The 25518-nt window shown below is 71.5% G+C and carries 30 protein-coding genes, 1 pseudogene and 1 riboswitch; of the genes and pseudogenes, 27 read left to right on the top strand and 4 right to left on the bottom strand.

Features of this window, described 5'->3' with window-relative positions; genetic code table 11:
- Positions 1–5: 5 nt before the first annotated feature.
- The 15 genes and pseudogenes from rpsE (at position 6) to truA (ending at position 10194) form a co-directional block, all read left to right on the top strand.
- Positions 6–629: a 30S ribosomal protein S5 gene (gene rpsE, locus ACMCNK_RS26820; RefSeq protein ID WP_412739121.1), complete on the top strand. Its 624-nt coding sequence runs from the start codon at positions 6–8 to the stop codon at positions 627–629.
- Complete coding sequence (gene rpmD, locus ACMCNK_RS26825; RefSeq protein ID WP_412739122.1) at positions 629–811, top strand: 50S ribosomal protein L30; 183 nt, start codon at positions 629–631, stop codon at positions 809–811. Before rpsE ends, rpmD begins: the two co-directional genes overlap by 1 nt.
- The gene (gene rplO / locus ACMCNK_RS26830; RefSeq protein ID WP_412739123.1) at positions 811–1254 is read left to right on the top strand and encodes a 50S ribosomal protein L15; all 444 of its coding nucleotides are present in this window, start codon (positions 811–813) and stop codon (positions 1252–1254) included. Before rpmD ends, rplO begins: the two co-directional genes overlap by 1 nt.
- A gap of 275 nt (positions 1255–1529) precedes the next feature.
- Positions 1530–2876 carry a preprotein translocase subunit SecY gene (gene secY / locus ACMCNK_RS26835; protein ID WP_412741004.1) on the top strand — a complete coding sequence of 449 codons (1347 nt, stop codon included), beginning with the start codon at positions 1530–1532 and terminating at the stop codon, positions 2874–2876.
- Between the two features lie 68 nt (positions 2877–2944).
- Positions 2945–3598, top strand: coding sequence for an adenylate kinase (locus ACMCNK_RS26840; protein WP_130510648.1), 654 nt, complete (start codon positions 2945–2947; stop codon positions 3596–3598).
- A 2-nt stretch (positions 3599–3600) separates the two neighbouring features.
- Entirely contained in the window at positions 3601–4452 is an 852-nt protein-coding gene (map, locus tag ACMCNK_RS26845) for a type I methionyl aminopeptidase (RefSeq protein ID WP_412739124.1), read from the top strand.
- A 113-nt stretch (positions 4453–4565) separates the two neighbouring features.
- Positions 4566–5057, top strand: a pseudogene (locus ACMCNK_RS26850) (DUF1707 domain-containing protein); the annotation flags it as partial.
- Between the two features lie 428 nt (positions 5058–5485).
- Positions 5486–5707, top strand: coding sequence for a translation initiation factor IF-1 (infA, locus tag ACMCNK_RS26855; protein WP_007073013.1), 222 nt, complete (start codon positions 5486–5488; stop codon positions 5705–5707).
- A gap of 48 nt (positions 5708–5755) precedes the next feature.
- Positions 5756–5869, top strand: a complete 114-nt coding sequence (gene rpmJ, locus ACMCNK_RS26860; RefSeq protein WP_023358216.1) for a 50S ribosomal protein L36 — start codon at positions 5756–5758, stop codon at positions 5867–5869.
- A gap of 164 nt (positions 5870–6033) precedes the next feature.
- Positions 6034–6414, top strand: coding sequence for a 30S ribosomal protein S13 (gene rpsM, locus ACMCNK_RS26865; RefSeq protein ID WP_130510650.1), 381 nt, complete (start codon positions 6034–6036; stop codon positions 6412–6414).
- A gap of 17 nt (positions 6415–6431) precedes the next feature.
- On the top strand, positions 6432–6839 hold the full coding sequence (rpsK, locus tag ACMCNK_RS26870) for a 30S ribosomal protein S11 (protein WP_014440747.1): 408 nt from the start codon (positions 6432–6434) through the stop codon (positions 6837–6839).
- Positions 6840–6853: 14 nt separating this feature from the next.
- A complete protein-coding gene (rpsD, locus tag ACMCNK_RS26875) occupies positions 6854–7480 on the top strand; it encodes a 30S ribosomal protein S4 (RefSeq protein ID WP_412739125.1) in 627 nt (208 codons plus the stop codon).
- Positions 7481–7573: 93 nt separating this feature from the next.
- The gene (locus ACMCNK_RS26880) at positions 7574–8596 is read left to right on the top strand and encodes a DNA-directed RNA polymerase subunit alpha (protein ID WP_130510652.1); all 1023 of its coding nucleotides are present in this window, start codon (positions 7574–7576) and stop codon (positions 8594–8596) included.
- Positions 8597–8662: 66 nt separating this feature from the next.
- Positions 8663–9223 (top strand): 50S ribosomal protein L17, encoded by a 561-nt coding sequence (gene rplQ, locus ACMCNK_RS26885; RefSeq protein ID WP_412739126.1) that lies wholly within the window; start codon positions 8663–8665, stop codon positions 9221–9223.
- A 152-nt stretch (positions 9224–9375) separates the two neighbouring features.
- The gene (gene truA / locus ACMCNK_RS26890) at positions 9376–10194 is read left to right on the top strand and encodes a tRNA pseudouridine(38-40) synthase TruA (RefSeq protein WP_412739127.1); all 819 of its coding nucleotides are present in this window, start codon (positions 9376–9378) and stop codon (positions 10192–10194) included.
- Between the two features lie 146 nt (positions 10195–10340).
- On the opposite strand, the gene ACMCNK_RS26895 is transcribed toward truA, so the two are convergent.
- The gene (locus ACMCNK_RS26895; protein ID WP_412739128.1) at positions 10341–11060 is read right to left on the bottom strand and encodes a hypothetical protein; all 720 of its coding nucleotides are present in this window, start codon (positions 11058–11060) and stop codon (positions 10341–10343) included.
- Between the two features lie 357 nt (positions 11061–11417).
- On the opposite strand from ACMCNK_RS26895, the gene ACMCNK_RS26900 reads away from it, so the two are divergent.
- From ACMCNK_RS26900 to thiC, 10 genes are all read left to right on the top strand, one after another.
- Positions 11418–12032 carry a class I SAM-dependent methyltransferase gene (locus ACMCNK_RS26900; protein ID WP_412739129.1) on the top strand — a complete coding sequence of 205 codons (615 nt, stop codon included), beginning with the start codon at positions 11418–11420 and terminating at the stop codon, positions 12030–12032.
- 31 nt (positions 12033–12063) lie between these two features.
- Positions 12064–13710, top strand: coding sequence for an ABC-F family ATP-binding cassette domain-containing protein (locus ACMCNK_RS26905; RefSeq protein ID WP_412739130.1), 1647 nt, complete (start codon positions 12064–12066; stop codon positions 13708–13710).
- Positions 13711–13790: 80 nt separating this feature from the next.
- Positions 13791–14174, top strand: a complete 384-nt coding sequence (locus ACMCNK_RS26910) for a hypothetical protein (protein ID WP_412739131.1) — start codon at positions 13791–13793, stop codon at positions 14172–14174.
- A gap of 136 nt (positions 14175–14310) precedes the next feature.
- A riboswitch (TPP riboswitch) is annotated at positions 14311–14419 on the top strand.
- A 14-nt stretch (positions 14420–14433) separates the two neighbouring features.
- Positions 14434–15060, top strand: coding sequence for a thiamine phosphate synthase (thiE, locus tag ACMCNK_RS26915; RefSeq protein WP_412741005.1), 627 nt, complete (start codon positions 14434–14436; stop codon positions 15058–15060).
- A gap of 37 nt (positions 15061–15097) precedes the next feature.
- The gene (gene thiO / locus ACMCNK_RS26920) at positions 15098–16138 is read left to right on the top strand and encodes a glycine oxidase ThiO (protein WP_412739132.1); all 1041 of its coding nucleotides are present in this window, start codon (positions 15098–15100) and stop codon (positions 16136–16138) included.
- Positions 16129–16329: a sulfur carrier protein ThiS gene (thiS, locus tag ACMCNK_RS26925; RefSeq protein ID WP_412739133.1), complete on the top strand. Its 201-nt coding sequence runs from the start codon at positions 16129–16131 to the stop codon at positions 16327–16329. The genes thiO and thiS overlap by 10 nt, the downstream gene beginning before the upstream one ends.
- Positions 16326–17075 carry a thiazole synthase gene (locus ACMCNK_RS26930; protein WP_412739134.1) on the top strand — a complete coding sequence of 250 codons (750 nt, stop codon included), beginning with the start codon at positions 16326–16328 and terminating at the stop codon, positions 17073–17075. Before thiS ends, ACMCNK_RS26930 begins: the two co-directional genes overlap by 4 nt.
- Positions 17069–17701 (top strand): thiamine phosphate synthase, encoded by a 633-nt coding sequence (locus ACMCNK_RS26935; protein ID WP_412739135.1) that lies wholly within the window; start codon positions 17069–17071, stop codon positions 17699–17701. Before ACMCNK_RS26930 ends, ACMCNK_RS26935 begins: the two co-directional genes overlap by 7 nt.
- Positions 17698–18486 (top strand): bifunctional hydroxymethylpyrimidine kinase/phosphomethylpyrimidine kinase, encoded by a 789-nt coding sequence (thiD, locus tag ACMCNK_RS26940; protein ID WP_412739136.1) that lies wholly within the window; start codon positions 17698–17700, stop codon positions 18484–18486. Before ACMCNK_RS26935 ends, thiD begins: the two co-directional genes overlap by 4 nt.
- A 71-nt stretch (positions 18487–18557) precedes the next feature.
- Positions 18558–20135, top strand: a complete 1578-nt coding sequence (thiC, locus tag ACMCNK_RS26945; RefSeq protein ID WP_412739137.1) for a phosphomethylpyrimidine synthase ThiC — start codon at positions 18558–18560, stop codon at positions 20133–20135.
- Between the two features lie 81 nt (positions 20136–20216).
- Here thiC and ACMCNK_RS26950 read toward each other — a convergent pair whose 3' ends face one another.
- From ACMCNK_RS26950 to ACMCNK_RS26960, 3 genes are all read right to left on the bottom strand, one after another.
- A complete protein-coding gene (locus ACMCNK_RS26950; protein WP_412739138.1) occupies positions 20217–21533 on the bottom strand; it encodes a hypothetical protein in 1317 nt (438 codons plus the stop codon).
- 130 nt (positions 21534–21663) lie between these two features.
- Positions 21664–22599 (bottom strand): LLM class F420-dependent oxidoreductase, encoded by a 936-nt coding sequence (locus tag ACMCNK_RS26955; RefSeq protein WP_412739139.1) that lies wholly within the window; start codon positions 22597–22599, stop codon positions 21664–21666.
- 11 nt (positions 22600–22610) lie between these two features.
- Positions 22611–23360: an ABC transporter ATP-binding protein gene (locus tag ACMCNK_RS26960; RefSeq protein WP_412739140.1), complete on the bottom strand. Its 750-nt coding sequence runs from the start codon at positions 23358–23360 to the stop codon at positions 22611–22613.
- A gap of 234 nt (positions 23361–23594) precedes the next feature.
- Here ACMCNK_RS26960 and ACMCNK_RS26965 point away from each other — a divergent pair, with 234 nt between their 5' ends.
- Positions 23595–24620, top strand: a complete 1026-nt coding sequence (locus tag ACMCNK_RS26965) for an ABC transporter substrate-binding protein (RefSeq protein WP_412739141.1) — start codon at positions 23595–23597, stop codon at positions 24618–24620.
- Positions 24621–24684: 64 nt separating this feature from the next.
- Complete coding sequence (locus ACMCNK_RS26970) at positions 24685–25503, top strand: ABC transporter permease (RefSeq protein ID WP_412739142.1); 819 nt, start codon at positions 24685–24687, stop codon at positions 25501–25503.
- Positions 25504–25518 lie beyond the last annotated feature (15 nt).

Raw genomic sequence — 25518 nt, forward strand, 5'->3', positions numbered from 1 at the left:
GACCAATGCCTGGTCAGCAGCGCCGTGGCGGCGGGTCCGGCGGTAACACCGAAGGTGGCGGCCGCCGGGACAACCGCCGCGAGGGCGGTCGCGGCAACGCGCCCGTCGAGAAGACCCCCCATCTCGAGCGGGTCGTCGCGATCAACCGTGTCGCCAAGGTCGTCAAGGGTGGCCGTCGCTTCAGCTTCACCGCTCTGGTGATCGTCGGCGACGGCGACGGCACCGTGGGCATCGGATACGGCAAGGCCAAGGAGGTGCCCGCGGCGATCGCCAAGGGCGTCGAGGAGGCCAAGAAGCACTTCTTCAAGGTGCCGCGCATCGGCGCGACCATCCCGCACCCGATCCAGGGTGAGGCGGCGGCCGGTGTCGTGCTGCTCAAGCCGGCCTCGGCCGGTACCGGCGTCATCGCCGGTGGCCCGGTCCGCGCGGTCCTTGAGTGCGCCGGCATCCACGACGTGCTCAGCAAGAGCCTCGGCTCGTCGAACCCGATCAACATCGTGCACGCGACGGTGGCCGCGCTGAAGGGCCTCGAGTCGCCGGAGAAGGTCGCGGCGCGCCGTGGCCTGCCGGTCGAGGACGTGGCTCCGGCGGCCATGCTGGCGGCGCGTGCGGAAGCGGCGGTGCACTGATGGCTCGCCTGAAGGTCACCCAGGTCCGGTCCGAGATCGGCCGTAAGCAGAACCAGCGGGACTCCCTGCGGTCGCTCGGCCTGAAGCGGATCAACGATGTGGTCGTCAAGGAGGACCGCCCCGAGATCCGGGGCATGATCTTCGCCGTGCGCCACCTCGTGAATGTTGAGGAGGTCGAGTAATGGCGATCAAGGTCCACCACCTCCGCCCGGCGCCCGGTGCCAAGACCGCGAAGACCCGTGTGGGTCGCGGTGAGGGCTCCAAGGGCAAGACGGCCGGTCGGGGTACCAAGGGTTCCAAGGCCCGGAAGAACATCTCGGCGGCGTTCGAGGGTGGGCAGATGCCCATCCACATGCGCCTGCCGAAGCTGAAGGGCTTCAAGAACAAGAACAAGGTCGTGTTCCAGGTCGTCAACCTGGACCGGCTCGCGGAGCTGTTCCCGAACGGCGGCCAGGTCGGCCCGCTGGAGCTGGCCGACGCCGGTGCGGTTCGCCGGGGCCAGCCGGTCAAGGTCCTCGGCTCGGGCGAGCTGGGCGGCGTCGCGCTGCAGATCACGGCGCACGCGTTCAGTGACTCCGCCAAGGAGAAGATCGCGGCCGCAGGTGGTTCCACCACCGAGCTGTGACGGCGTGCGGGGGTGCCCGCCCGGGGCGCTGACAGGTGCTCGGGCTGGCATCCCCGTTGTGGCGTTGGCCAGGTGTTTCACCCGACCGGTGCCGCCTGTTGCAGCGGCCGGCGAGGCGGCAAGGACGCGTCCGTGAGGCACATGCGGCCACCGTGCCTGACCTCAACCGCACCAGACTGTTAGAGTCCGTTCCCAGCTAGGAAAATCGGTCGTCCGGACCGATGCCTACCCCCGAACCGCCGGTCCAGGCGGTCACCCTGCGCAGGAGGAAGAAGTTGCTCTCCGCCTTTACCAGTGCGTTCCGGACGCCTGACCTGCGCAAGAAGCTGCTGTTCACAGTAGCGATCATCGCGGTGTACCGGCTCGGGGCCACGATGCCCAGCCCGGGTGTCTCCTACACCAACGTGAAGCACTGCCTTGACGCCGTGCACCAGTCCGACGCCGGCGGTGGCGTTCTCAACCTGCTGAACCTGTTCTCCGGCGGCGCGCTGTTGTCGCTGTCGGTCTTCGCGCTGGGGATCATGCCGTACATCACGGCGTCGATCATCCTGCAGCTGCTCACCGTGGTGATTCCGCGCCTGGAGCAGCTCCGCAAGGAGGGCCAGTCCGGCCAGGCGAAGATCACCCAGTACACCCGGTACCTGACGCTCGGCCTCGCGGTCCTGCAATCCTCGGCGTTCGTGGCGCTGGCCCGCTCCGGCCAGCTGTTCGCCGGCGCCTGCCCGCAGGACAACCCGAAGTTCGCGATCATCCCCAAGGACACCGGCATCCCGGACTGGCTGACGCTGACCATGCTGGTCATCACGATGACCGCGGGCACGGGCGTGGTCATGTGGCTCGGCGAGCTGGTCACCGACCGCGGCGTCGGCAACGGCATGTCCGTACTGATCTTCACCTCGATCGCAGCCCGTCTGCCCGGTGAGGGCTGGACGATCCGGCAGACCAGCGGGTGGGGCAAGTTCTCGCTGGTGATCGCGCTCGTGCTGGTGATCATCTGTGCGGTGGTCTTCATCGAACAGGCGCAACGGCGCATCCCTGTGCAGTACGCCAAGCGCATGATCGGCCGGCGGATGTACGGCGGCACCTCGACCTACATCCCGCTGAAGGTCAACCAGGCCGGTGTCGTCCCGGTCATCTTCGCCTCGTCGCTGCTCTACCTGCCGCAGCTGTACCTGCAGTTCTTCAACAAGAACGACCTCAAGGGCTACCAGGTCTGGATCCAGAACCACCTGGCGAACCCGACCAGCCCGATCTACATCGCCACGTACTTCCTGATGATCATCTTCTTCACGTACTTCTACGTCTCGATCACGTTCAACCCGACCGAGGTCGCAGACAACATGAAGAAGTATGGTGGGTTCGTCCCGGGCATCCGGCCCGGCAAGCCGACCGCCGACTACCTCGACTTCATCCTCAGCCGGATCACCCTGCCGGGTGCGCTGTACCTCGGCCTGATCTCGGTGCTGCCGAACTTCTTCTTCATCTGGCTCAATCAGAAGCAGTACCAGAACTTCCCGTTCGGTGGTACCGCGGTGCTGATCATGGTCGGTGTGGGACTGGAGACGGTGAAGCAGATCGAGAGCCAGCTCATGCAGCGCAACTACGAAGGGTTCCTCCGGTAGTGGGGGCGCAGAGCCGGGGGGCTCGCGCGTCGGCGATTGCTCGTTCTCACCGAAGCGAGGCGATGTAGGTGCGGCTGGTGCTGGTAGGCCCTCCGGGGGCCGGCAAGGGGACACAGGCAGAGTACATCGCCGCCCACCTCGCCGTACCGAAGATCTCGACCGGGGACATCTTCCGGGCCAACGTCTCGCAGGGGACACCGCTGGGTATCGAAGCGAAGCGCTACATGGATGCTGGTCACCTCGTACCGGACGAGGTGACCATCAACATGGTGCGGGACCGGCTCGCCGAGCCCGATGCGGCCGACGGCTTTCTGCTCGACGGATTCCCGCGTACGGTGCCGCAGGCTTCCGCGCTCGACAAGCTGCTCGCCGATCTGGGCACCGCGCTGGACCTGGTGATGGAGCTCGTGGTCGACGACGACGAGGTCATTCGCCGGCTGTCCGGACGGCGTACGTGCCGTGGCTGCGGCAAGATCTGGCACATCGAGTTCGACCCCACCACCAAGGACGACGTCTGCGACCGGTGCGGCTCGGAGCTGTTCCAGCGCGACGACGACAAGGCCGAGACGATCGCCAACCGGCTGGTGGAGTACACCGAGAAGACCGCTCCACTGGTCGACTTCTACGGTGCGCAGGGAAAGCTGGTCGGCATCGACGCCACTGGCCCTGTCGAGGACGTGACGGACCGCGCCATCGAGGCGCTGCGGTCGTACGGGAGCTGATTGTGCGTCGCGCCCAGCTGGACATCCAGCTGAAGACCCCGGAGCAGATCGAGCTGATGCGCGCTGCCGGGCTGGTGGTTGCCGCAGCCCTGCAGGCGATGCGCGAGGCGGTCGCCCCCGGCGTCACCACGGCGGACTTGGACGCCATCGCGGAGAAGGTGATCCGGGACGCCGGGGCGGTCCCGTCGTTCAAGGGCTACCACGGTTTCCCGGCGTCCATCTGCGCCTCGGTCAACGAGCAGGTCGTTCACGGCATCCCGGCCGCCGATCAGGTGCTCCAGGAAGGCGACCTGATCTCCCTGGACTGCGGCGCGATCCTGGACGGGTGGCACGGCGACGCGGCCATCACGGTCGGGGTGGGCGAGACCCACCCTGCCCTGTTGCGGATGGCCGCGGTGGCCGAGGACTCCATGTGGGCGGGCATTGCCGCCGCGGCGCGTGGCTGCGCCAACGGCCGGGGGCGGCTCACGGACATCTCCTTCAACGTGGAGAAGGCGGTCCGCTCCGCCGGCCGGTACGGGATCGTCGAGGGGTACGGCGGCCACGGCATCGGCACCGAGATGCACCAGGATCCGCACGTGCTCAACCACGGCAAGCCGGGCAAGGGGCCACGCCTGGTCCCCGGCCTGTGCCTGGCCATCGAGCCGATGATCACCATGGGCTCGCCGCGCACCATCGAACTGTCGGACGGCTGGACGGTCGTCACCCGGGACAGCTCCATGGCCGCGCACGTCGAGCACACCATGGCCCTGCTGGACGACGGCGTCTGGGTCACCACGGCCCCGGACGGGGGGCGTGCCCGCCTCGGCGATCTGGTGACCGCCCGCCAGCCCCAGCCCGACTCGATCAACTGATCGGCGATCCACCCTCTCGCGCCAGGCGCGGATGGCCGACGGGCGGCGCGGGCCGTGCGGGATCGCGCCCACCGACATCGGCTGGCATGCTGGACGGCATGGGGCGTGACGAGATGCGGGCCGCCGACTCCGATCGGCAGCAGGTCGCGGCCCGCCTGCAGGCGGCGCTCGATGAGGGCCGGCTCGACCTCGCCGAGTACGACGAGCGGTTGCAGCGGGCGTACGCCGCGAAGACGTACGGCGAGCTGGACGGCCTGCTGACCGATCTGCCCGCGGTTCCGGCCACCACGGCTGTCGGCCCGGCGGCGGTCCCGATCGAGGATCACGTGACCCGGCGCTGGCTGCTGCAGGTGTGGAGCAGCTGGATCCCGGCCGTCGCGGTGACCACCGCGGTGTGGCTCGCCACGAGCGTGGCGTCGGGGCACCCGGGGTACTACTGGCCGATCTGGGTGGCGGGTCCGTGGGGTGCGGTGCTGCTGTGGCAGACCATCTCCGGGCTGGCCGGCGGGGAGCCTCGGCGGCAGGCGGTGGAGCGTGCCCGCAAGGAGCAGGCCCGCCAGCTGAGGCGGGAGCGTAGGACGCTCGAGGCGGGCGCGGCGTCCCCTGGCCCCAGCGCGGCGTCCCACGGGTCCGGCGCGGCCGTCTCGGAGCCCGGCGCGGCGTCCCACGGCTCTGGCCCGGCCGTCTCGGAGCCCGGCGCGGAGGCCACCGAGCAGCCCGCGCGGCAGCGGGTCCGCGACGACGACTCGACGGGTTCCTGAGCCGGTCGGCACCGAAGGGCGAAAAGTCGGCAACGAGAACTTCCGCCCTGTTCTACGGTCCTCGACACACCCGACCCCGGGTTACGGCGACCTCGGTTTGGTGTCGATGCGACGGCACGCGTACACTGGCTAGCTGGCGCGCAGCGTCCACTCCGGCATGTCCACCAAGCGCTTCTGGTGACGTCGGAGCCGCGGCTGGGCCGGGCTCTTCGTTGGGTTCGGTTAAGGCGTTGCGAGCTTGCCCCAGACCCCAATGTCAGGTAGCGGAGGACATGCCCAAGAAAGACGGAGCCATCGAGATCGAAGGCCGAGTGATCGAGCCCCTGCCGAACGCGATGTTTCGCGTGGAGCTGGCCAATGGTCACAAGGTGCTGGCTCACATCAGCGGCAAGATGCGGCAGCACTACATCCGCATCCTGCCCGAGGACAGGGTCGTCGTGGAGTTGTCCCCGTACGACCTGACCCGTGGGCGCATTGTCTACCGGTACAAGTAGCGGGTAGCGGGGTTCCTTTCCCGTCTGACTGAAAGTTAAGGCCAAACCGTGAAGGTCAAGCCGAGCGTCAAGCGGATCTGCAACAAGTGCCGGGTCATCCGCCGGCACGGCCGGGTCATGGTCATCTGTGACGACCCGCGCCACAAGCAGCGCCAGGGCTGAAAGCCCGGGACTGCCAGGTCCGTACAGAGAACAAGCTCGTTCCAGCCGCGTTTCAGCACGTCGATGACACGCGGACTCACCCCCGGTCGGAGGCCGGGGCCCGCCCGGGCAGGCGGGGTGGGATGGGCACAGACCTCCGAGACAGCTGAGGAGTACGCCCGCGCATGGCACGTCTCGTCGGCGTCGATCTTCCCCGCGAGAAGCGGATGGAGATCGCGCTCACCTACATCTTCGGTATTGGTCGCACGCGCGCCGTGGAGGCGCTCACCGCGACCGCCATCGATCTGAACAAGCGCGCCAAGGACCTCACGGAAGAGGAGCTGGTCCAGCTCCGCGACTACATCGAGGCCAATTTCAAGGTTGAGGGCGACCTGCGCCGCGAGGTCGCCGCGGACATTCGCCGCAAGGTCGAGATCGGCTGCTACGCCGGCATCCGGCACCGTCGGGGTCTCCCCGTCCGGGGCCAGCGGACCCGTACCAACGCTCGTACCCGCAAGGGCCCGAAGCGCACGGTCGCCGGTAAGAAGAAGCCCGGTCGGAAGTAATAGGAGCGCACTGACTCATGCCACCGAAGGCACGCGCTGGGGCCGCCGTCAAGAAGGTCCGGCGCAAGGAACGCAAGAACGTCGCCCACGGGCAGGCGCACATCAAGAGCACCTTCAACAACACCATCGTGTCGATCACCGACCCGACCGGTGCTGTCATCTCCTGGGCCTCCTCGGGCCAGGTGGGCTTCAAGGGCTCCCGCAAGTCGACTCCGTTCGCCGCGCAGCTGGCCGCCGAGGCCGCCGCGCGCCGGGCCATGGAGCACGGCATGCGCAAGGTCGACGTGTTCGTCAAGGGCCCCGGCTCCGGCCGGGAGACCGCCATCCGTTCGCTGCAGGCCGCGGGCCTCGAGGTCGGGCAGATCTCCGACGTCACGCCCCAGCCGCACAACGGATGCCGCCCGCCGAAGCGTCGTCGGGTCTGAGAGGTAGAGGACAAATGGCTCGCTATGCAGGTGCCGACTGCCGCCGTTGCCGTCGGGAGAAGATGAAGCTGTTCCTCAAGGGCAGCAAGTGCGACGGCCCGAAGTGCCCGTTCGAGTCCCGGCCGTTCCCGCCCGGGCAGCACGGCCGGGGTCGCACCAAGGAGACGGAGTACCTGCTCCAGCTCCGCGAGAAGCAGAAGGCCCGCCGCATCTACGGCGTGCTGGAGAAGCAGTTCCGTGGGTACTACGAGGAAGCCGTGCACAAGCCGGGCAAGACCGGTGAGGTGCTGCTGCAGATCCTCGAGTCCCGCCTCGACAACGTGGTCTACCGGGCGGGCTACGCCTCGTCCCGGGACATGGCCCGTCAGCTGGTCAAGCACGGCCACTTCACCGTGAACGGCGTGAAGGTCGACATCCCGTCGTACCGGGTGAAGGAGCACGACATCGTGCAGACGCGGGAGAAGTCCCGTGAGCTGACCCCGTTCGTCGTGGCGCAGGCGCAGGCGGGCTCCCGCCCGGTGCCCGCGTGGCTGGAGCCGATCCCCAGCCAGATGAAGATCCTGATCCACTCGCTCCCGGCCCGCCAGGTCATCGACACCCAGGTCCAGGAGCAGTTGATCGTCGAGCTCTACTCCAAGTAGCAGCTCAGGGGATGTCGGTCGCACGGCCGGCATCCCCGCACCACCATCGGACGGGCATCAAATAGCGGGTGCCCCGACAGAAAGAAGAATCCCGTGCTCATCAGCCAGCGGCCGAGCCTCTCGGAAGAGTCGCTCAGCGAGACCCGCTCGCGGTTCACCATCGAGCCCCTGGAGCCCGGCTTCGGGTACACCCTGGGCAATTCGCTGCGCCGTACGCTGCTGTCGTCCATCCCGGGCGCGGCAGTCACCAGCATCAAGATCGACGGCGTCCTGCACGAGTTCACCACGATCCCCGGTGTCAAGGAGGACGTGGTCGAGCTCGTCATGAACGTCAAGGAGCTCACCGTCAGCTCCGAGCACGACGAGCCGGTCAGCATGTACCTGCGCAAGCAGGGCCCCGGCGACGTCACCGCTGGTGACATCCAGCCGCCGGCCGGCGTCTCGGTGCACAACCCCGACCTGAAGCTGGCCACGCTGAACAGCAAGGGCCGTCTCGACATGGAGCTGACGGTCGAGCGTGGCCGTGGCTACGTCACCGCCGCCCAGAACAAGAACGCGGGCGCCGAGATCGGCCGGATCCCGGTCGACTCGATCTACTCGCCGGTGATGAAGGTGACCTACCGCGTCGAGGCCACCCGTGTCGAGCAGCGCACCGACTTTGACCGCCTGATCATCGACGTCGAGTCGAAGGCGTCGATCTCGCCGCGTACCGCGCTGGCGTCGGCCGGCTCGACCCTGGTCGAGCTGTTCGGGCTGTGCCGGGAGCTGGACGAGACCGCCGAGGGCATCGACATCGGGCCGTCCCCGCAGGACGCCCAGCTCGCCGCGGACCTCGCCCTGCCGATCGAGGAGCTGGACCTCACGGTCCGGTCGTACAACTGCCTCAAGCGCGAGGGCATCAACACGGTCGGCGAGTTGATAGGGCGTACGGAGGCCGACCTTCTGGATATAAGGAATTTCGGTCAGAAGTCGATCGACGAGGTCAAGATGAAGCTCGCCGGCATGGGCCTGGGCCTCAAGGACAGCGCGCCGTCCTTCGACCCGGCGCACGTCGTGGACTCGTTCGGCGACGTGGACTACGACACCGACGACTACCGCGAGACCGAGCAGCTCTAATCTCGGCTGCCGCCGTGCAGGCGGCTTCGCCGCCCGCACTGCAAGGAAACTGACGAGGAGCATCGAATGCCCACGCCCACCAAGGGTCCCCGCCTCGGCGGCAGCCCGGCGCACGAGAAGCTGCTGCTGGCCAACCTGGCCACGGAGCTCTTCCGGCACGGGAAGATCAAGACGACCGAGACCAAGGCCAAGCGCCTGCGTCCGCTGGCCGAGCACCTGATCACCAAGGCCAAGCGCGGTGACCTGCACGCTCGCCGCCGGGTGCTCACGGTCGTGAAGGACAAGGACGTCGTGTACGCCTTGTTCGAGCAGATCGCCCCGCGCTACGGCAACCGGCCGGGTGGCTACACCCGGATCACCAAGACCGGTCCGCGCAAGGGTGACGCCGCTCCGATGGCCGTCATCGAGCTGGTCGAGGAGCTGCAGGTCACGGCCACCACGGCCCCGCGCAAGGCGGCCCGCAAGGCCACCGCGCAGCAGGACAAGGTCGAGGCGCTGGCCCGCGAGGACGAGGTTCCGACCTCGACCGTCGCCGACCAGGACTCCGAGCCGCCGGTGAACGCGTCCGGTGACAAGGGAGCCGAGGGCCCGGGCGACAAGGCCGAAGGCGAAGACACCACGGCCTGAGTGTTCACGTACGGTCCGACCGGCCCGGCGCCCTCGCGGGGGCGCCGGGCCGTTCCGTTGCCCGAGTACGGACACCGCCCGGTCACGGCCGGCCGGAAGCGGGCGTGGCCCGCGCGCGGGCATCGTGGTCAGCAGCGAGCCGGGATGGCGGCATGAACGAACAGATCCGCGTCCGCATGGACGTCACCTACGACGGCACGGACTTCTCCGGCTGGGCCGCCCAGCCGCAACGGCGCACCGTCGCGGGCGTACTCACGGAGGCGCTCGGGCGGCTCGTCGGCGCGGACACCCCGCTCGGGCTGACGGTCGCGGGGCGTACCGACGCGGGGGTGCACGCCACCGGGCAGGTCTGCCACGTCGACCTGCCCACGGCCGCGTGGGACGAGCTCGGCACGACGCTCGTGCGGCGGCTCGCCGCACTGATGCCGCCGGACGCCCGGGTCCGGGCCGCGACGGCCGTACCGGACACGTTCGACGCCCGGTTCTCGGCCACCTTCCGCCGGTACGAATACCGCGTCGCCGACACGCAATGGGGGCCGGAGCCGCTGCGCCGCCGCGACACCCTCGGCTGGGTGCGCCCGCTCGACCTGGATCGGCTGAGGCTCGCCGCGGCGGGGCTGATCGGCGAGCACGACTACGCGGCGTACTGCAAGCGCAAGGAGCACGGCACCACCGTGCGCGCGATCACCGCCCTGGACTGGCGTCGCGAGACCGACGGGGTCGTGGTCGCCACCGTGCAGGCCGACGCGTTCTGCCAGGCGATGGTTCGCAGCCTGGTCGGTGCGCTGCTCGCGGTCGGTGACGGGCGGCGCGAGCCCGGATGGCCGGCGTCCATGCTCACGATGCGGGAACGGTCCAGTTCGGTCACGGTGGCACCGGCGCACGGGCTGACGCTGATCGCGGTCGGTTACCCGGACGACCCGGCCGAATACGCCCTGCGCGCCGAGGCGACCCGGCGGCTGCGCGCGTGAGCGGACTGCACCACGTCGCGGACTGCGGACCCTCCGCGAGTGCCGGCGTAGCTGAACCGACTCCGCGGACGCAGCCACCGGTCAATTCAGCGAGCAACCGATCCGGGCGGCCGAGCGGCAGCCGCTCCCGCGGCGGCTCACTGTGGTTACGGCAGCGGGGTGCGCCGGCCGAGCACCGTGTCGCCCAGGTAGGCCTGGACGAGATCGGCGATGATTCGCCGGGCGAACGGGTCACCGTCGGACACCGGCCGGCCGTCGGGGCGAACGATCACGCAGTACAGCAGGAAGTGGCCGCGGGTGTCCCAGCCCGTGACCGTCGCGGGCTGAAGCTCGGGATCGGTGCCGGGCAGCCCCCCGAGCATGGCCGCGAACGTGCCCTCGCCCGCGGCCACGAGCTGCCCGGCCCGAGCGGCGACCAGCCGGGCACCGGCCGCGTCGGACAGGTTGAAGATGCCCGCGGTCACCCGATATCCCCCGTACGGTGCGGTGAGCGCCGCCCGCACCACCTGGGTGCAGCCGTGCCGCACCAGCAGCGCGCCCAGCTCGCCGATCGTGGCGATCCCGCAGTCCGTGTCGATGTGTGTCATCGCGATCCGGTACGTCGCCGCGCCCTCGGCCGCCCTGATCTCCGCGCCCGGGAACACCTCTTCCAGGGTGAGCGGAGCCGCGTCGACCCGGCGCGAGCTGAGGTCCCGGGACTGCGCCGGTGGCCGCGGCTGCGCTCCCTGGCTGCGCCGCGTGTGCGCCGAGACCACGAATGCGCTCAGCCCGCACACGCCCGCCAGGATCAGCGTCCCCAGCCCGCCCAGGAACAACTGCTTCAGCCCCGGCGATCCCCGCCGCTGCGCCCGGCGCGGCGGCGCCACGATCCGCCGGTGCTGCCCGGTCGCGGCCGACGCGCGATCCGCCAGGGCGGGTGCGGGCCGTGCCGACGCTCGGCACGCGGCGGTTCTGTGATCCGCCCGGCCAGGGCGGTCGACCCCGGGGCGGTTCAGTGCACGGACGGGCCGGGGGCCCTCTGGGGTCGGCGCGCGGTGATTGGCGCGGAGCTGGGCATGCTGTGGCATGGCGGACACGCTAGGAGGGCATGGTCATCGATGAGCGCACACGCTGTGCGGCAACCACCCCGGGTGAGCGCAGGCCCGCCACCGACGGCACACTGACCCCATGAGCGAGTGCACCCGGCCCAGCGAGGACCGTCAGCGCATGCGGGCGGGTGTGGCGTGAGCGCCGATCACTACTTCAGCGCCGACCCGGCCGCCCCGGCCCGGCCCGGGACGGTGGAGTTCAGCGTGGCGGGTCGCGACTACACGCTGGCCGTGGCGTCGGGCGTGTTCTCCGCCGGGCGGCTCGACACCGGCACGGCCGTACTGTTGCGCAAGGCTGAGCTGCCCACGGCCGCGACCGGTGGCACGCTGCTCGACCTGGGCTGCGGCTACGGCCCGATCGCCTGCGTGCTGGCCACCGAAGCGCCGAGCACGATCGTGTACGCCGTGGACGTCAACGCCCGCGCCCGCGAGCTGGCCGCGGCCAATGCGGAGGCGCTGGATCTCGCGGGGCGCCTGCGGGTCGCCGCGCCCGACGACGTCCCGGCGGACGTGGAGTTCGACGAGATCTGGAGCAACCCGCCCACCCACATCGGGAAAGCCGGACTGCACGCGATGCTGGAGCGCTGGCTGCCCCGCCTGGCGCCGGACGGCGTGGCCTGGCTGGTGATCAACAAGAATCTCGGCGGGGACTCGCTGCACACCTGGCTGGCCGGCCTCGGCTGGGTGGTCTCCCGGGTCGCGAGCCAGCGCGGCTTCCGGGTGCTGCGGGTGGCCCGGAAAACCGCCTGACGCCGCGGCCGGCACCAGGCAGGATGCGCTCGTGGGTTACGTCGACGTCGCTGGTGCAGGGTTCGTGCTGCCGGACGGCCGGGAGCTGTTCGCCGACGTGTCGTTCCGGGTCGGGGAGGGCGCCAAGGTCGCGCTCGTCGGGCCGAACGGCGCAGGCAAGACCACCCTGCTGCGGATGGTCGCCGGGGACCTGCCGGTCCAGTCCGGCACGATCGCGCGCTCCGGCGGGCTGGGCGTCATGCGGCAGTTCATCGGAATGATCGGCGACGACCGTACGCTGGAGGACCTGGCCCTTTCGCTCGTGGCGCCGCCGTTGCGCGCGGCGGGTGAGCGCCTCGCGGCGGCCGCGGCGGCCCTTTCGGACACCGAGAAGTCGCAGCTCGGGTACGCCAACGCGCTCGCGCACTGGGGCGAGACCGGCGGGTACGACGCCGAGGTGCTGTTCGACACGGTCGCGGTCGCGATCCTGGACCAGCCGTGGGAGCAGGTGAAACACCGGCCGGTGCGTACCCTCTCGGGTGGGCAGCAGAAGCGGTTCGCGCTCGACCTGCTGCTGCGCGGCACGGACGAGGTGCTGCTGCTCGACGAGCCGGACAACTTCCTCGACGTCCCGGGCAAGCGGTGGCTGGAGGCGCGGCTGCGCGAATCCACCAAGTCCGTGCTGTACGTGTCGCACGACCGTGAACTGCTGGCCCAGACCGCGGGCCGGGTGGTGGCCGTCGAAGGTGGCAGTGCGTGGGTGCACCCGGGCGGGTTCGCATCCTGGCACGAGGCGCGGGCGCACCGGCACGACCGGCTGCTGGAGTCGCGGCGGCGCTGGGAGGAGGAGCACCAGAAGCTGCGCGAGCTGGTGCTGACGTTGAAGCAGAAGGCCACGTACAACGACGGGATGGCGTCGCGGTATCAGGCCGCGCAGACGCGGTTGCGCAAGTTCGAGGAGGCCGGGCCGCCGCCGCTGCCGCCCAAGGATCAGGCGGTGCGGATGAACCTGCGCGGCGGGCGTACCGGCAAGCGGGCCGTGGTGTGCGAGCAGCTGGAGCTGGAGAACCTGACGTTCCCGTTCGACCTGGAGGTCTGGTACGGCGACCGGGTGGCGGTGCTCGGCGCCAACGGCACGGGCAAGTCGCACTTCCTGCGGCTGCTCGCGGGCGGCGGCTCCGACCCGGACGCGGAGCACAAGCCGGTCGACGGCGCGCCGCTGGCACACGTGGCGCACGACGGCGTCGCCCGGCTCGGCGCCCGGGTGCGGCCGGGGCATTTCTCCCAGACGCACGACCGGCCGGAACTGCTCGACCGTACGCTCGTGGAGATCCTGTGGCGCGGCGACGACCACCGTTCCGGCGTGGACCGGGCCGGGGCCATGAAGGCCCTCAACCGGTACGAGCTGGCCGGCCAGGGGGATCAGAGGTTCGGGACGCTGTCCGGCGGGCAGCAGGCGCGCTTCCTCGTGCTGCTGCTGGAGCTGTCCGGGGCGACCATGCTGCTGCTCGACGAGCCGACGGACAACCTCGACCTGGCCTCGGCGGAGGCGCTGGAGGAAGGGCTGCGGGCGTACGAGGGCACGGTGATCGCGGTCACCCATGATCGTTGGTTCTCCCGAGGCTTCGACCGCTTTGTCCTGTTCCAGGGGGACGGCGAGGTGGTGGAGACACCCGAGCCGGTGTGGGACGTGCGCTGATCGTCCTCAACTCTCCGGGGCGGCCGCCGATGATCCGCTGAGCGCCCGCGGCCTCGGGCGTGTCCCTTCCCGGCCCGCTCATGGGGTCGCACCCCCAGGAGGAGTGGCGGTCCGTTCTCGAACCCCTCGACTTCACCCGGGAGCTCGCCGCGTACGCGGGCGACGGATCCGGCGACACCCAGGAAGCCACGACGGACGTGTCGGGTGCGATCACGTTGGCCGTCCGGGGTCGCCTCCGCGCCGTCGGTGCACACCCGCCCGGCAGCCGCCCGGTTTCCGTCACGCTGACCGGCGCCCAGTGGGTCTCGGTCGAAACGGAGCTGGCCTCGTCGGCGAGCATCGCCGACGAGATGGAGGGCGAGGGCGAAGAGGTCCCGGACGGTTCGGTGCAGTGGAAGCTGCTCGATCTGATCTCGGCCCGGCTGGGCGGCCCCACCCACCCGGCCCTGGGTTACGACCGGTAGCTCACCCGCACCGTCCTGACTGGAGCATCGGTACGCCGTTGGAGCGCTCCAACGGCGCGGGGACGGAGTGTGCCAAACCGGACCGGGGCGAGGGCGGGGTTTACGGCGGCCCGGGCGCACGGTTATCGTCCAGTCAGAACAACCTCACGGGAGTCCGGTGTACCGGGCTGAGAGGGGGGCTGCAGCCCCCGACCGTCGAACCTGATCCGGGTCATGCCGGCGCAGGGAGGAGTGAGTTGTGGGCTCTGCATTTCCCCGCCTGCACGTCATCACGGACGCGCGGCCCGGTCGCGACGCCGTGGGCGTGGTCGGCGCCGCCGTCGCCGCCGCCACCTCGGCCGGTACCCCGCACGCTCTGGCCGTGCAGGTCCGCGTCGAGGACGAGGTGACCGACCGGACGGCGTACGAGTTCGGGCTCGCGGTCGCCGGGATCTGCCGTCCAGCCGGCGTGTTGCTCCTGGTCAACGACCGTCTGGACGTTGCCGTCGCGATCGACGCCGACGGCGCGCACGTGGGCGCGGACGATCTCCCGGTGCCGGCGGCGCGCGGGGTGCTCGGCGCCACGGCGGTTCTCGGTGCGACGTGCCGCGAGCCCGATTCGGCGCGCGCCGCGGTCGCCGCGGGTGCCACGTACCTCGGGGTGGGGCCCGCGTTCCGGACCAGCACCAAGGCGGGGCTGCCGGACCCGCTGGGCCTGGCCGGCATCGCGGCCGTTGCCGCGGCGCTGGGGACGACGCCGGTCATCGCGATCGGCGGGGTGACCGCCGGGGCGGTTCCGGACCTGCGCACCGCGGGCGCGCACGGTGTCGCGGTGGTCGGTGCGCTGGCCGCAGCCGCGGACCCGCATGCTGCCACGACGGCTCTGCTCACGGCGCTCTCGGCATGAGTGAGTGCACCGAGCGCAGGCGGAAGGTGGGCACGTCATGAACGGCATGCCGGACGTGGCGGTGGTCGGCGGCGGGATCGTGGGGTTGTCCATCGCCTGGCGGGTGGCCCAGCGCGGCGCGCGCGTCGTCGTGCACGACCCGGGTCCGCCGGATCTGGGCGCGTGGCACGTGGCGGCGGGGATGCTCGCGCCGGGCGGGGAGTCGCCGTTCGAGAGTCCGGGGCTGGGGCGGCTGATGGCCGAGTCGGCGCGCCGCTGGCCCGGCTTCGCGGCGGAGCTGGGCGGGCAGACCGGCCGGGATCTCGGGTACGACGAGACCGGCACGCTGGGCGTCGCCCTCACCGTGGACGACGTGGCCGAGGCGAGCCGGGTGTGGCGCCACCTCGGGCTGACCCGGCTGGGCCCGAGCGCGCTGCGGGACCGCGAGCCGGCGTTGTCGCCCCGCGTGCGGGCCGGGGCGTACGTGCCCGACGACCGTCAGGTCGATCCGCGCCGGGTGGTCGGCGCGTTGCGGGCGGCACTGGGTGACGCGGTCGTGCCTTCGACCGTGGCCCGGCTCGACGAGGTGCGGGCGGGGCAGGTCGTGGTGGCGGCCGGGTGCGGCACCGCCGCGCTCACCGGGCTGCCGGTGCGTCCGGTCAAGGGGGAACTGCTGAGGCTACGGGGGGAGCCGGGCACGTTCCGGCACGTGGTCAGCGGCTACGCCGACGGGCGCCACGTCTATCTGGTGCCGCGCGCCGACGGGGAGGTGGTGGTCGGCGCGACCCAGCAGGAGCGTACGGATCGGACGGTCACCGCCGGTGGCGTGCTCGACCTGCTGCGGGCGGCGCTGGATCTGGTGCCCGCACTGCGCGAGTGCACGCTGACCGAGACGCTCGTGGGGCACCGGCCCGCCACCCCGGACAATGCACCGCTGCTCGGTGCGCTGGACGAACGAGTCGTCGTGGCGGCCGGGCACCACCGCAACGGGGTGCTGCTCGCCCCGGTCACGGCCGACCTCATCGCCGACCTGCTGACCGCCGGTACGGCGGACCCGCTGCTGGATGAGTTCCGACCCGGGAGGTTCGCATGCGCCTGACCGTCAACGGGTCCCCGCGTGCCGTCGACGACGCCGTCACGGTCGCGGGGCTGGTGGCTGTGCTCACCGAGGCTCAGCGTGGCGTCGCGGTCGCGGTGAACGGTGAGGTGGTGCCGCGTTCGCGCTGGTCCGCGGCGGTGCTGCGGGACGGCGACCGGGTCGAGGTGCTGACCGCGGCGCAGGGAGGATGAGCATGCTGCTGGGAGAATCGCGCCTGATCCTGGGCACGGGCGGGGCAAGCAGTCTCGCCGCGCTGGAGGCGGCGGTGGTCGCCTCGGGCACGGAGATCGTCACGGTCGCGCTGCGCCGGGTCGACGCGGCCGGGCCGGGTCTGCTGCCGTTGCTGGACCGGCTCGGGGTGCGGGTGCTGCCGAACACGGCCGGCTGCTACACGGCCGGGGACGCGGTGAAGGCGGCCCACCTGGCCCGGGAGGCGTTCGAGACGGACTGGGTGAAGCTGGAGGTCATCGGCGACGAGCGCACCCTGCTGCCGGACGCGGTCGAGCTGCTGCGGGCGGCGGAGACGCTGGTGGGCGACGGGTTCACGGTGCTGCCGTACACGAGTGACGACCCGATTCTGGCGGGCCGCCTCGCCGATGTGGGTTGCGCCGCGGTGATGCCAGCGGGCGCGCCGATCGGCTCCGGCCTGGGGGTGACCAACCCGCACCACATCCGGTTGATCCGCGACAGCGTCGACGTCCCGGTGATCCTGGACGCGGGCATCGGTACGGCGTCCGACGCGACGCTGGCGATGGAGCTGGGCTGTGACGCGGTGCTGGTGGCGAGCGCGGTCACCCGGGCCGAGGACCCGGCGCTGATGGCCGCGGCGATGCGCCACGCGGTGGAGGCGGGTCGTCTGGCGGCGGCCGCGGGCCGGATCCCGCGCCGGTTCCACGCCTTGGCGTCCACCTCGGACGACGGCCTGCCGCAATGGTGAGCCCCGGCGCGGCTGGGCCGATCCCGTCGGGTTCCGGATCGGCTGGGCCGATCCCGTCGGGCATCGTGCTGCTCACGGATCGGCGGGTGGCGCGGATGCCGCTCACCGAGCTGGTCGCGGCCGCGGCGCCGGACTGGGTGGTGCTGCGCGAGCGGGACCTGCCCGCGGCGCAGCGGCGGGAGCTGGCGGATCGGCTGCGCGCGGTGCTGCCGCCGGGCCGGCTGATCGTGGCGGGCCCGGATCCGCTCGGCGGGGACGCGGTGCATCTCGCGGAACGCGACCCCACGGTGGCGGCCGGGCTCGTGGGGCGTTCCTGCCACGCGGCGCCGCTGCTGTCCACGGAGGACTACGTCACCCTGTCGCCGATCTTCACGACCGCCTCGAAGCCCGGGTACGGTCCGGCGCTCGGTCCCGGGCGCGCCGCGGAGCTGGTCGCCGCCGGGCGGTCGGCGCGCGGTGGCGCGGTGCCGTGGCTGGCGCTGGGCGGGATCGACTCGCCCGAGAAGGTCGCGGAATGCCTGGCCGCCGGTGCTTCCGGGGTGGCGGTGATGGGGGCGGTGATGAGGTCGGCGGATCCGGCCGCCACGGTGGCGCGGCTGCGCGCGGCGGCGGCGGTCACCCGATGACCCCGGTGGTCGTGCTGACCATCGCGGGGTCGGACTCGGGGGCGGGCGCCGGGATCCAGGCCGACCTCAAGACGTTCGCGGCGCTGCGTACGTACGGGACGTCGGTGATCACCGCGGTCACGGCGCAGCACACCCGGGCCGTGCTGGACGTGCACGCGCTGAGCGCCGCGGTGGTGGGCGCACAGCTCGACGCGGTGCTGGACGACTTCGAGGTGGCCGCCACGAAGGTCGGCATGCTCGGCACCGCGGAGATCGCCGACGCGGTGGCGCAGCGGGCCGCGGCCGGGCGGCTGCCGAACCTGGTCCTCGATCCGGTGCTGTCGGCGAGCACCGGGCGGCGGCTCGGGCTGGTGGCGGCGGTCGAGCGGCTGCTGCCGTACGCGAGTGTCGTGACGCCGAACCGCGCGGAGCTCTCCGCGCTGGTCGGCCGGGGCGTGACCGGGCCGGGCGAGGTGGCGGCCGCGGCCGCCGAGGTGGCGGCGGCCGGTCCGGGCGCTGTCGTGGTGACCGGCGGCGACGACGCGCAGGGAGGTGAGGCCGCGGATCTGCTGTGGACGCAGGACGGTGTGCGGACGCTCACCGGGCCGCGGGTGGAGACGGGGAACCACCACGGGACCGGGTGCACGTTCGCGGCCGCGATCACGGCCCGGCTCGCGCTGGGCAACGAGGTGGGCGAGGCCGTGAGCTTCGCCAAGACGTACGTGACCCGGGCGCTCGCGGGCAGCCGGGACTGGACGGTCGGCCAGGGTGCCGGCCCGCTCGATCACTTCGGCTGGTTCGCCTGACGAGACAGGCGGCGGCCGGGCGGTTCCGTGCGCCTGCACGCCGCCCAGTTCATACCGATTGGGGAGGAAACATGAGGCGCAAGGTGTACGTCGAGGGCTCCCGCCCGGACCTGCGGGTGCCGTTCGCCGAGGTGCCGCTGACCGGCGACAACCCGCCCGTCCGGCTGTACGACACGTCCGGGCCGGGCAGCGACCCGGAGGTCGGGCTGCCGCCGCTGCGCGGGCCGTGGATCGCCGAACGCGGTGACGTGGCGCCGGTCGCGGGCGGTGGCACGCCCCTGGCCGGGCGGCGCCCCACCCAGCTGGCGTACGCCCGCGCCGGGATCGTCACGCCCGAGATGGAGTTCGTGGCGATCCGCGAGAACGTCGACCCCGAGGTGGTACGCGAGGAGATCGCGGCCGGGCGGGCCGTGCTCCCGGCCAACGTGAACCACCCCGAGATCGAGCCGATGATCATCGGGTCGAAGTTCCTCGTGAAGATCAACGCGAACATCGGCACCTCGGCGGTCAGCTCCTCGATCGCCGACGAGGTGGAGAAGCTGACCTGGGCCACCAAGTGGGGCGCGGACACGGTCATGGACCTGTCCACCGGCAAGCACATCCACGAGACGCGGGAGGCGATCGTCCGCAACTCGGCCGTGCCGATCGGGACCGTGCCGATCTACCAGGCCCTTGAGAAGGTCGACGGCGACCCGGTGAAGCTGACCTGGGAGATCTTCCGGCAGACCGTGATCGAGCAGGCCGAGCAGGGCGTCGACTACATGACCGTGCACGCGGGCGTGCTCCTGCCGTACGTGCCGCTGGCGGTCAACCGGGTCACCGGGATCGTGTCCCGCGGCGGCTCGATCATGGCCGCCTGGTGCCTCGCGCACCACAAGGAGAACTTCCTGTACGAGAACTTCGCCGAGCTCTGCGAGATCCTGGCCCGCTACGACGTCACGTTCTCCCTCGGTGACGGGCTGCGCCCGGGCTCGATCGCGGACGCCAACGACGAGGCCCAGTTCGCGGAGCTGCGTACGCTGGGCGAGCTGACCAAGATTGCGTGGCAGTACGACGTACAGGTGATGATCGAGGGGCCGGGCCACGTGCCCATGCACAAGATCAAGGAGAACGTGGACCTGCAGCAGGAGCTGTGCGCCGGGGCCCCGTTCTACACGCTCGGCCCGCTGACCACGGACGTGGCGCCCGCGTACGACCACATCACGTCCGCGATCGGGGCCGCGATGATCGGCATGTTCGGCACGGCGATGCTCTGCTACGTGACCCCCAAGGAGCACCTCGGGCTGCCCAACCGCGACGACGTCAAGGCCGGGGTGATCGCATACAAGATCGCGGCGCACGCGGCCGACCTCGCCAAGGGGCACCCCGGGGCGCAGGAGTGGGACGACGCGCTGTCCAAGGCGCGCTTCGAGTTCCGGTGGGAGGACCAGTTCAACCTGTCACTGGACCCGGAGACCGCCCGGTCGTACCACGACGAGACGCTGCCCGCGGCGCCCGCCAAGACGGCGCACTTCTGCTCGATGTGCGGGCCGAAGTTCTGCTCCATGAAGATCACCCAGGAGCTGAAGGAGTACGCCGCCAAGGGCATGCAGGACAAGAGTGACGAGTTCGTGGCGTCCGGCAGCCGGGTCTACCTGCCGATGGCCTGACATGGTCCGGGGCACCGGTGCGTACCGGTGCCCCGCGATCCGGGCCTGTGCCGGGTCCGGCGACCGCCTGGGCCGCGCCGGTCAGTCGGTGCCCAGGCCGCTGACCCAGTCCACGTACTCGTTGTCCTTGCCGCGGCCGGAACCGGTGCGCTGTTGCCGCCCGCGCGGTCCGTCCCCGCCCTCCGGGGCGCCGTGCCGGGGCGCCGCCCCGGACGCGAAACCGTCGAACGGCGCAGGCTCCGGGTCGGCGGCCGGTTCGGGCCGCCGCGGCCGGGGGCGGAACGCGTCCGCGAAGTTGGATCGGCGCCCGCCCGGGCGCGCCGCATTGCCCGCGGCGGTCGGTCCCGGGTCCGCCGGGCGCTGCTCCTCGGACCGCCGGGCCGCGGGTACGGACGCCTCGGGCGTCGGGTCGCCGCCGTCGGCCGGGTCCGCATCGGCCTCGGGGCGTTCCGTGGCGGGTTCCCGGTCGTCTTCGTCCTCCAGCGGGCCCCGGCGCAGCACGGCGGTCAGCACCGAACCGAGCACCCCGGCGCCCGCCGCGGTCATGGCCGCCCAGTACGGCGCGGACTGCGCCGCGCCGGTCCCCGGCCCGGCGATCAGGTACGCGACCGTGAGCAGGGCCGGACCGGACAGACCGGCCAGGGAGATGGCAAGCGTGTCGCGGCCGGCCCGGCGCGCCGCCCAGCCCACCGCGACGCCGACCAGCAGGGCCAGTGCGGGCATCGTGACCAGTGCCGCCCGCGGCGTGAGATGCACCGGCAGCCAGCTCGGCTCGAACACGCCCAGCCGTACCGCGGGCAGCGATCGGCCGGGCGCCAGGGCCGGTGCGACCGACACGAGCGCGACAACCCAGACCGCCGCCCCGGCCGCGGCGAGATTCCACCGGGCCACCGCCCAGGTCAGGGCCAGGCAGGCCATGATCACACCGGCCACCGCGCCGAGTCCCCCGCAGATCCCGATCACGACGACCGGGTCGACTCCGGATACCCGCGCGGCGCGCGCGGGCTGCATGGTCAGCGCGATCACGATCGCGGCACCCAGCCCGGCGGTCAGGGCGAGCGCGATGACCGCGCCGGGCCCGGGCGGACCGGCGGACCGTACGTCCGCAGCCGGCCCGTCACCGGACGACGCGTCCGCGCCGCCGGGGCCGGACGCGCCCTGCACGGCGGCGCGGGTGTACGCGCGCACTCCCGTGATCGCCCCGACCACCGCGGCGTTCATGGCGAACCAGGCCACCCAGGCGAGCTGTGCAGTCCAGCGATCACGGGCGGTGACGTCCAGCGTCTGGTTGAGCTGAACGATGCCGAGGCCGTACGCCAGCCCGAGCTGGCTGGCGCCCGCCAGCGCCGCCACGCCGAGGGTGACCGGCAGCAGCCGGGCCCAGGTCCGAAATGCCATGCCAGGCACGTTACGGAATGGTCGAGTGTCGTCGCCACCCTCGCGGGCCGTGATTAAGCGACGCAAAATTCTGCCCGTCACCCAGCCGGGGGCACCGCCTCCGGCGGGCACGGGAGTGGTATACGCAGCGTCACGATATGTGGGGCAGGACCCGCTCGGCGATCAGATCGACGTGGGCCAGGTCGGCCATGTCGATGATCCGCAGGTGCACCCGCGTCGCGCCGATCGCGGCGAGCTCGCCGATGCGCTGCACCAGAGCGTCCGGCGACCCCACGACGGGATCCTCGGGTGGCAGGGCACTCGGCACGTGCAGCGGCGCCGCGCGACGCCGGACCTCGACATCGGTACGCCCCAGGGCGACCACGACGCCCGCCGACAGAGTCAACGGCCGGTCGGCGGGTCGCCCGTACGTGTCGCAGGCCTGCCGGACCCGTGCGAACGCCGCCGCGGTCTCGGCGACCGTCTTGAACGGCATGTTGAACTCGTCCGCGTAGCGGGCGGCCAGCTCCGGGGTGCGGCGCGGGCCGCGGCCCCCCACGATGACCGGCGGACCGGGCCGCTGCACCGGCTTGGGCAGCGCGGGCGCGTCGAGCAGCTGATAGTGCTTGCCGTCGAAGCTGAACCGGGCGCCATCCGGGGTGGACCACAGGCCGGTGATCACCGCGAGCTGCTCCGCGAGCCGGTCGAAGCGCTCGCCCAGCGGCGGGAACGGTATCCCGTACGAGGTGTGCTCGCGCTCCAGCCAGCCGGCGCCCATGCCCAGCTCGACCCGGCCGCCGCTCATCGCGTCGACCTGGGCGACCATGATGGCCAGCGGGCCGGGCAGCCGGAACGTCGCGGAGTTCACCAGTGTGCCGAGCCGGATCGTGGACGTCTCGCGGGCCAGCCCGGCCAGGGTGACCCAGGCGTCCGTGGGGCCCGGCAGGCCCACGTCGGCGCCCATGGACTGGTAGTGGTCGGCGCGCAGGAACCCCTCGAACCCGGCCTGCTCCGCGTGCCGGACGAAGCGGAGCTGGTCGTCGTACGTGGCGCCGCGGTGCGGCTCGGTGAACAGGCAGACGCGCATCGCTCTCCTCGTCAGGCCATCAGCAGCTCGTGCAGCTCGGCGCTGCACCGGGCCACCTCGTCGGTGTGCGCGGTGCGGCCCAGCGTGCGGGGCCGGGGAATCTTGACGTCCAGCACCTCGCGGATCCGGCCGGGGCGCGGGGTCAGCACCACCACCCGGTCGGCGAGCAGCACCGCCTCCTCGATCGAGTGGGTGACGAAGACGATCGTCGCGCCCAGCTCCATGTGCAGCCGTTGCAACTCGACGGAGAGCTCCTCGCGGGTGAGCGCGTCCAGCGCGGAGAACGGCTCGTCCATGAGCAGCACCCGGGGGCCCGCGATCAGCGCGCGGCACAGCGCGACCCGCTGCTGCATGCCGCCCGAGAGCTCGTGCGGTGACCGCTTCGCGAACTCGGTCAGGCCGGTGAGTGCGAGCAGCTCCGCGGCGCGGGCGCGGAACTCCGCCGGGCGCCAGCCGAAGATCTGCACCGGCAGCAGGACATTGTCGATGACCGATCGCCAGGGCAGCAGAGCGGGGCGCTGGAACATCATCGCGATGTCGCGCCGGGGCCGGGTCACTCGTTCGCCTGACACCTGGATTTCACCCGCACTCGCCGGGAGCAGCCCGGCGACCAGCCGCAGTAGGGTCGACTTGCCGCAGCCGGAGCGGCCGACCACGGCGACGAACTCGCCCTCGGCCACATCCAGATAGATCTCCCGCAATGCCTCCACCGTGCCGGAACGGCTGTCGAACGACCGGGAAACCCCGGAGAAACTGATCATCTGCGCACGCTCCAGATTGCTTCAGATCAATGCGTGGGCACCTTAACCCGTTGATGTTGCGCGATCATGACGAGTCTGTCCACAGAGGTCGCTGAGACAAACCCGCCATCGAAGTACGGTGTGATTTCCCCTACGCTGGCCCCCGGCGAAATTCACTCACATCTTCACGCGGCGCCGACGCACCCGACGTCCGACGCCGATCCCCTCGAATCCCCGAAGTTGGGAAGGAACACGGTGTACAGAAGAACGCTCACCCGTACGCTCGTGGCGACCGCGCTCGCCGCGACGCTGCTCGCCGCCGCCGGTTGCAGCGGCGACTCCGACGACGCCAAGGCCAAGGGAAAGTCCCTCGAGAAGGTGACCTACCTGACGTCCTTCGGCACCTTCGGCCGCGACGCGTACGCGTACGTGGCCAAGGAGAAGGGGTACTTCGCCGACGCAGGCTTTGATGTGGACATCAAGCCCGGCGGCGGTACGGGGGAGAATCTCAAGATCGTCACGGCGGGTCAGGCGCAGTTCGCCCCGATCGACCTGACCGGCATGCTGCTCGCCGCCGGGTCCGGGCAGGCGAAGGGCTTCGTCGCGGTGTCCGGCATCCAGCAGCGCACCATGGCGGCCATCATCACCCTGGAGGGCAACGGCATCACCTCGCCGAAGGACCTGGAGGGTAAGACGCTCGCCGATTCACCCGCCTCGGTGGTGCGCAACCTCTTCCCGACGTACGCGAAGCTCGCCAACATCGACGCGTCCAAGGTGACCTGGCAGAACGGCACCCCGCAGACCCTGATGGGGACACTAGCCGCGGGCAAGGCGGCAGGCATCGGGCAGTTCGTCGTCGGCAAGCCCACCGTGGAGTCGGTGGCCAAGAAGACCGCGATCGTGCTGCCGTACAGCGACTACCTGCAGGACCTCTACGGCAACGTGCTGCTCACCTCATCGGCGTACGCGAAGGAGCACCCCGACCGGGTGAAGGCGTTCACCGGGGCGCTGCTCAAGGGGCTCGGCGACTCCATCGCCAACCCGGACGCGGCGGCGCAGATGCTCAAGAAGTACGTTCCGACCACGAACCCGCAGGCCGCGGCCGCGGAGCTGACCCTGATGGGCCCGTTCGTGAAGTCCGAGGCCTCGGGTGTCCCGGTGGGCGCGCTGGACAGCCAGCGGGTCGCCCGCAGCATCGCGATCCTGCAGGGCTCGGGCCAGATCAAGCCGGGGCTGACCCCGGAACAGGTGATCGACTTCAGCCTGGTGCCGAAGGCCTGATCGATCCGCTGGGGCGCGCCGGGGCCGGCCCCGGCGCGCCCGCGGCCGGAGCTGGGAGATGCAGATGACCGAGCTGGCCACGGCGGCGGCCACCCCGGATCAGCCCGTACGGCGACGACGGCGTTCCGTGCCCGCGCTCGCCTGGCCGGTGCTCGGCCTCGCGCTGGCGATCGGCGGGTGGTGGCTGGCCGTCGCCCTGTTCGGGGTGCAGACGATCATCCTGCCGGCGCCGCCCGACGTCGTGTCGGCGTTCCGCGCGCTGCCGGGGGATCTGCTCGCGCAGACCGGGCACACCGCCGTGGCGACCCTGCTCGGGTTCGCCCTGTCCGTGGTGGTCGGTGTGCTGATCGGCGTCGCCATCGCGGCCTGGCGCCCGGTCGAGCGGATGTTCCAGCCGCTGCTGGTCGCGTTCAACGCGGTGCCGAAGGTGGCGCTCGCCCCGCTGATGCTGATCTGGTTCGGCTACGGCCGGGCCCCGGTGCTGGCCATGGCGTTCATGGTGTGCTTCTTCCCCATCGTGCTGTCGACCGCCACCGGGCTCACCACCACCCCGGCGGACTTGGCCGAGCTCGTACGCGCGATGGACGCGTCGCGCCTGCAGACGTTCCGGACGGTGCGGCTGCCCGCGGCGCTGCCGCAGATCTTCGTCGGGCTGAAGGTCGCGATGCCGCTCGCGCTGATCGGCGTGGTCGTCGGCGAGATGCAGTACGGCGAGTCCGGCCTCGGCACGATCATCGTGCAGACCAGCGGCCAGGGCGACACTGCAACCGCGTTCGCGGCGATCACGCTGCTCGCAATGGTCAGCATCGTGTTGTACTACGGGCTCGTGCTCACCGAGCGGCTGCTGCTGCCGTGGGTCCGGGCCACCACGTCCGTCCGCTGAACCCGGCCGGGGGGT

Source organism: Krasilnikovia sp. MM14-A1259 (assembly GCF_047159535.1).
GTDB lineage: Bacteria > Actinomycetota > Actinomycetes > Mycobacteriales > Micromonosporaceae > Actinoplanes.